Annotated in this window: 4 protein-coding genes and 2 pseudogenes; all 6 read right to left on the reverse strand. The window is 72.7% G+C overall.

The features are described from left to right. Nucleotides 1–103 precede the first annotated feature (103 nt). Nucleotides 104–1,243, reverse strand: a complete 1,140-nt coding sequence (locus AC2W7A_RS08880) for an MraY family glycosyltransferase (protein WP_485991047.1) — start codon at nt 1,241–1,243, stop codon at nt 104–106. Between the two features lie 8 nt (nt 1,244–1,251). Continuing rightward, nucleotides 1,252–2,043 (reverse strand): L-threonylcarbamoyladenylate synthase, encoded by a 792-nt coding sequence (locus AC2W7A_RS08885; protein WP_485991048.1) that lies wholly within the window; start codon nt 2,041–2,043, stop codon nt 1,252–1,254. Nucleotides 2,044–2,069: 26 nt separating this feature from the next. Beyond that, a complete protein-coding gene (locus AC2W7A_RS08890; RefSeq protein ID WP_485991050.1) occupies nt 2,070–2,198 on the reverse strand; it encodes a hypothetical protein in 129 nt (42 codons plus the stop codon). Nucleotides 2,199–2,758: 560 nt separating this feature from the next. Further along, nucleotides 2,759–2,980, reverse strand: a pseudogene (locus AC2W7A_RS08895) (hypothetical protein); the annotation flags it as partial. After that, nucleotides 2,977–4,071 (reverse strand): annotated as a pseudogene (prfA, locus tag AC2W7A_RS08900) (peptide chain release factor 1). The pseudogenes prfA and AC2W7A_RS08895, both read right to left, overlap by 4 nt. A gap of 115 nt (nt 4,072–4,186) precedes the next feature. Then, nucleotides 4,187–5,540: transcription termination factor Rho (gene rho, locus AC2W7A_RS08905; RefSeq protein ID WP_485991049.1), on the reverse strand; the 1,354-nt coding region annotated here is incomplete at its 5' end.

Raw genomic sequence — 5,540 nt, forward strand, 5'->3', positions numbered from 1 at the left:
AGCGCGCAGAGGGCCACCGCGGCGGCGGCGGCCGCCACGGAGCCGGCGAGGATCCCCCACCAGCCGCACGTGTTCTCGCGCGGTGAGCGACGTCGGCGGGCGGTCATCGGATCTCCTCGGGGTCGACCTCGTCCGGGGTGGTCTCGCCCGCCCGGCGACGGCGGCGCACCATGGGGTGCAGTGTGAGGTAGCCGGCCGCGAGCAGGAGCACGGCCATCACCGGCAGCACGAAGCGGTCGTCGAAGAAGTTCAGGGACACCGCACCCCAGGAGACGAGGAAGCTCCACAGCCACAGCAGCGCGACGGCCTGCGGTTGGGTGTAGCCGCCGTCCACCAGCTTGTGGTGCAGGTGCCCGCGATCTGCGGAGAACGGGCTGGAGCCGCGGGCGGTCCGCCGGATCACCGACGTGGTCAGGTCGATCAGTGGCAGCGCGAGGACGGCCAGTGGCAGCAGGATCGGCATGTAGGCGGGGACGTTGCGGAACCGGAAGCCGTCCAGGGCGCCCACGTCCGCGGTGACGGCCACGGCGGCGGAGGCCAGCAGCAGTCCGATGACCAGGGCCCCGACCTCGCCCATGAAGATCTTGGCGGGGCTGACGTTGTACGGCAGGAAGCCGACCGCGGCTCCCACCAGCAGCGCCATCATCAGGGTCGCCAGGTTCGAGTAGTCGAACTCGTTGATCGTCCGGGTCAGCAGGTACGAGTACAGGAAGAACGCCGAGCCGCCGATCAGGGCGACCCCGGCGGCGAGTCCGTCCAGGCCGTCCACGAAGTTGATGGCGTTCATGGTCAGCACGATCACGAAGACGGTGAGCAGGATCTGCACCGGTGTGTCTCCGACCGGGATCCAGCCGACGGGCATGGCCTCCACACGGATCCCGCCGAGGGCGACGGCCAGGGCCGCAGCGATCTGACCGGCCATCTTGGCCCACCAGCGCAGATCCCAGAGGTCGTCCACGATGCCGAGCACCGTGATGATGCCCAGGGCCGCGATCAGGCCGCGGACGGGGGCGGAGTCCGTGAAGATGCCGTCCATGAAGGGCACGGTGCCGGCCACGGTCATGCCGACCAGCACGGCCATGACCATGGCGACGCCGCCGAGCTTGGGGACGGCGCGCACATGCATGTCCCGGGTGCGGTGCGGGGTGTAGGCACGACCCCGGAGCGCGACCTGGCGGATCAGCGGCGTCGTCACCAGGCAGGTGAGCGCCGTGATTGCGATGATCAGGACATAGGCACGCATGCGGCGGGTCAGGCCCCCCGCGGGTGCTCGTCTGCCTCGGCCGGGTGGGAGCCGTGGGTCTCGCCGGCGCCCGGCGCGGCGGGGGTCTCCCCCGCGAAGACGGCCGGGTCGACGTCCTCGGCGGTGGCCGGCGGCGGGGCGTCCTCGCCCTCGGCCAGCAGGTCCGGGACGGTCTCGCGCAGCACCTCGAGCGGCAGGGCACCCTGGCGGGCGACGCGGAACGGGGTGACGGTGCAGTCCACGATCGTGGAGGGCACGTTGTCGGCACGGGGTCCGCCGTCCAGGTAGACCGAGACGGTCTCCCCGAGCATCTCCTTTGCCTCCTGGACGGTGGTCGCGGCGTCCATGCCGGTGCGGTTGGCGGAGGAGACGGCCATGGGGCCGACGGCGTAGAGCAGCTCGCGTGCGGCGGGGTCCGCGGGCACCCGCAGGGCCACGGTGCCCCGGGTCTCGCCGAGGTCCCAGGTCAGGGTCGGCTGGGACTTGAGGATCAGGGTGAGCGGACCCGGCCAGTGCCTCTCAGCCAGGAGCTCGGCCTCCTCGGGGACGTCGTAGGCCAGTCCCTGCATGACGTTGCGGTCCGAGATGAGCACCGGCGGAGGCATCGTGCGGCCGCGGCCCTTGGCGGCCAGCAGCACGGCCACGGCCAGCGGGGAGAAGGCGTCCGCGCCGATCCCGTAGACGGTGTCGGTCGGCAGCACCACGCACTCACGGTTGCCGAGCGCGGCGCGGGCGCGCTCCACCGCATGGTGCAGGTCAGAGGTGTCGGTGACGTCGATCAGCTCACTCACGCTGTCCATTCTTCCATCATCGTCGGGTGTCCCGGTCAGGCGCGCACGGCGTGCAGCCGCCGTGGCCTGCCGGTCAGGTCGTCGCGGTCGGTGACCTCGGCCCAGGCCCCCTGCGCGCGCACGGCGGCGACCAGCTCCGGGCCGTGGGTCTCGTCGTGCTCCATGGCCAGAACTCCCCCGGGGCCGCAGCAGCCGTGCTGCCGCAGCCGCCATGGCCAGCGGGATCCGCAGGCCCCGGGCGTCGCCGCCGTAGAGGGCCCGTGCGGGGTCCAGCCGCGCCTCGGGCTGCTCGGGCAGTTGCCCCTCGGGCACATAGGGCGGGTTCACGGTCACCACGTCCACCGTGCCGTCGAGCTCGGTCAGCGCGGCGGCGGCGTCGCCGAGCACCAGGTGCACGCCCCGTGGCGTCAGATTGCGCGCGGCCCATCGGTGCGCCGCCGGGTCCAGCTCCACGGCGTGGACCTCGGCGGGACGTTGCTCTGCGGCGCGGGCCTCGGCCAGCGGCCGCGGCCACCGCTCCGGAGCCGGTGCACAGGTCCACCAGCACGGGGCGGTCGGTCCCGGCCACCGCGTCCAGGGCGGCCTCCACGAGCAGCTCGGTCTCCGGCCGCGGGAGGAACACGCCGGGGCCGACCTGCAGGCCGACACCGTGAAAGTGGGCCTGTCCGGTGAGGTGCTGCAGCGGCACGCGCTCGGCGCGCCGCTCCACGAGCTCCGCGAAGCGGGCCGCGTCCTCCGGTGAGGCCTCGGCTCCCGCCAGGATCCTCGCCAGGGCAGCGCCGGTGTCCAGGCCCAGGACGTGGGCCGCGAGCCGCTCGGCGTCGGCGCGAGGGCTGTCCACCCCGGAACCGGCCAGGCTCCGGACCGCACCGCGGACGAGCAGGTGCCAGTCCGTCGTCGTGGGTCCGGAGGCGCCGCCGGCCGCGGGCACGTCCCGGGGGCTCATCCGGCGCCCCCGCCGAGGGCGTCGAGGCGGCGCTGCTCGTCCTGTTCCTGCAGGGAGGCGATGACCGGCCCCAGGTCCCCGTCCAGCACGGCGTCCAGGTTGTAGGCCTTGTACCCGGAGCGGTGGTCCGCGATCCGGTTCTCCGGGAAGTTGTAGGTGCGCACCGCTCGGAGCGGTCCAGGGTGCGGACCTGGCCGTGGCGGGCGGCCGCGTCGGCGGCCTCGCGCTCCTGGCGCTGCAGGTCCAGGAGGCGGGAGCGCAACACGCGCAGCGCGGCCTCGCGGTTCTGCAGCTGCGACTTCTCGTTCTGCATGGACACCACGATGCCCGTGGGCAGGTGTGTCAGGCGCACGGCGGAGTCGGTGGTGTTCACGGACTGGCCGCCGGGGCCCGAGGAGCGGAACACGTCCACTTTCAGCTCGTTCGGGTCGATGCGGACCTCCTCCGGCTCGTCCGCCTCCGGCAGCACGAGCACGCCGGCGGCCGAGGTGTGGATGCGGCCGGCGGACTCGGTGACGGGCACCCGCTGCACACGGTGGACGCCGCCCTCGAACTTCAGGGCGGCGAACACGCCCTCGGCCGGCTCGGAGCCCTTGCCGCGCACGGCGATCTGGATGTCCTTGTAGCCGCCCAGGTCCGAGTCGGTGGCGGAGAGCACCTGGCAGGACCAGCCGCGGGACTCGGCGTAGCGCAGGTACATGCGGACCAGGTCCCCGGCGAACAGGGCGGCCTCCTCGCCGCCCTCGCCGGCCTTGACCTCCACGATCACGTCCCGGGCGTCGTCCGGGTCGCGTGGGATGAGTACGCGCCGCAGCCGCTCGGCGGCCTCGTCCCGGCGCGCGGTCAGACCCGGCAGCTCGGCGGCGAAGACCTCGCCGTCCTCCCCCGGCTCCGCGGCCAGCTCGGTGGCGTCGGCCAGGTCCTCCTCCGCCTGCCTCCACGCGGTGTGGGCGGCGACGACGGCCCCCAGCTCCGCATACCGCCTCCCCAGGCGCCTGGCCGAGGGAGGGGTCCGCGTGCACGGCCGGGTCGGCCAGGCGCTCGGTGAGCTCGCGGTGCTCGGCGAGCAGCTCGGTGACGGAGTCGAACACGACAGTGGCCTTTCGACAGGCGGGCGGAGGGGCGGGGATGCGCGCCGGGGCGGACACGACGACGCCGGCCCCGGCGGAAGCAGGTGCTCCCGCCGGGGCGGCGTGACGGTGGGGACTAGTCGTCCCCCTTCGAGCCCAGGGTGGTCTTGGAGACCAGCATGAGGAACTCGGCGTTGGATGCGGTGTCCTTGATCTTGTTGGTGAGCAGCTCCAGTGCCTGCTGGGTCTCCAGGCCGGAGAGCACGCGGCGCAGCTTCCACATGATCTTGATCTCCTCGGCGGAGAGGAGGGCCTCCTCGCGGCGGGTGCCGGAGGCGTTGACGTCCACCGCCGGGAAGATGCGGCGCTCGGCGAGCTGGCGGGACAGGCGCAGCTCCATGTTGCCGGTGCCCTTGAACTCCTCGAAGATGACCTCGTCCATGCGGGAGCCGGTCTCCACCAGGGCGGTGGCGAGGATGGTCAGGGAGCCGCCGTTCTCGATGTTGCGGGCGGCGCCGAAGAACTTCTTCGGCGGGTACAGCGCCGAGGAGTCCACACCGCCGGAGAGGATGCGGCCCGAGGCCGGGGCGGCCAGGTTGTAGGCGCGGCCCAGGCGGGTCATGGAGTCCAGCAGGACCACCACGTCGCGGCCCAGCTCCACGAGGCGCTTGGCGCGCTCGATCGCCAGCTCGGCCACGGTGGTGTGGTCGTCCGCCGGGCGGTCGAAGGTCGAGGCGATGACCTCGCCCTTCACGGAGCGCTGCATGTCCGTGACCTCTTCCGGGCGCTCGTCGACGAGCACCATCATGAGGTGGACCTCGGGGTTGTTCGTGGTGATCGCGTTGGCGATCGACTGCAGGATCATCGTCTTGCCGGCCTTCGGCGGGGAGACGATCAGGCCGCGCTGGCCCTTGCCGATCGGGCTGACCAGGTCGATCACGCGCGGGCCGACCAGCTTGTGGTCGGTCTCCAGGCGCAGGCGCTCCTGCGGGTACAGCGGGACCAACTTGGAGAACTCGACGCGGGTCGGGTCCTCCTCGGCCGGGGAGCCGTTCACGGTGGAGAGCTTCACGAGCGCGTTGAACTTCTGGCGGTTGCCGCCGCCGCTGTTCCGCTTCTCGCCCTCACGGGGGGCGCGGATGGCGCCGACCACGGCGTCGCCCTTGCGCAGGCCGTACTTCTTGACCATCTGCAGGGAGACATACACGTCGTTCTGGCCCGGCAGGTAGCCGGAGGTGCGGACGAACGCGTAGTTGTCCAGCACGTCGAGGATGCCGGCCACGGGCTGCAGGACGTCGTCCTCGGTCAGCTCGGTGTCGTCCACCTCGGGGCCGCCGCGGCCGCGGCGGTTGCGCTGGCGGTCGTTGCGGTTGCGGTTGCGGCGGTTGCGGCGCGAGCCGCGCTCGTCGTCGTCACGGTCGCCGCGGTTACGGTTGCGGCCGCCCTTGTCGTGCGGCCGCCGTGTCACGGTCGTCCTCGTCACGGTCGCT

This window comes from Micrococcus sp. LASM2_SD2 (assembly GCF_057364565.1).

Bases quoted from the DNA above. Each gene is read 5' to 3' on its own strand.
- AC2W7A_RS08890 (WP_485991050.1), bottom strand. From the start codon at position 2,198: ATGGAGCACGACGAGACCCACGGCCCGGAGCTGGTCGCCGCCGTGCGC.
- AC2W7A_RS08880 (WP_485991047.1), bottom strand. From the start codon at position 1,243: ATGCGTGCCTATGTCCTGATCATCGCAATCACGGCGCTCACCTGCCTG.
- AC2W7A_RS08885 (WP_485991048.1), bottom strand. From the start codon at position 2,043: ATGGACAGCGTGAGTGAGCTGATCGACGTCACCGACACCTCTGACCTG.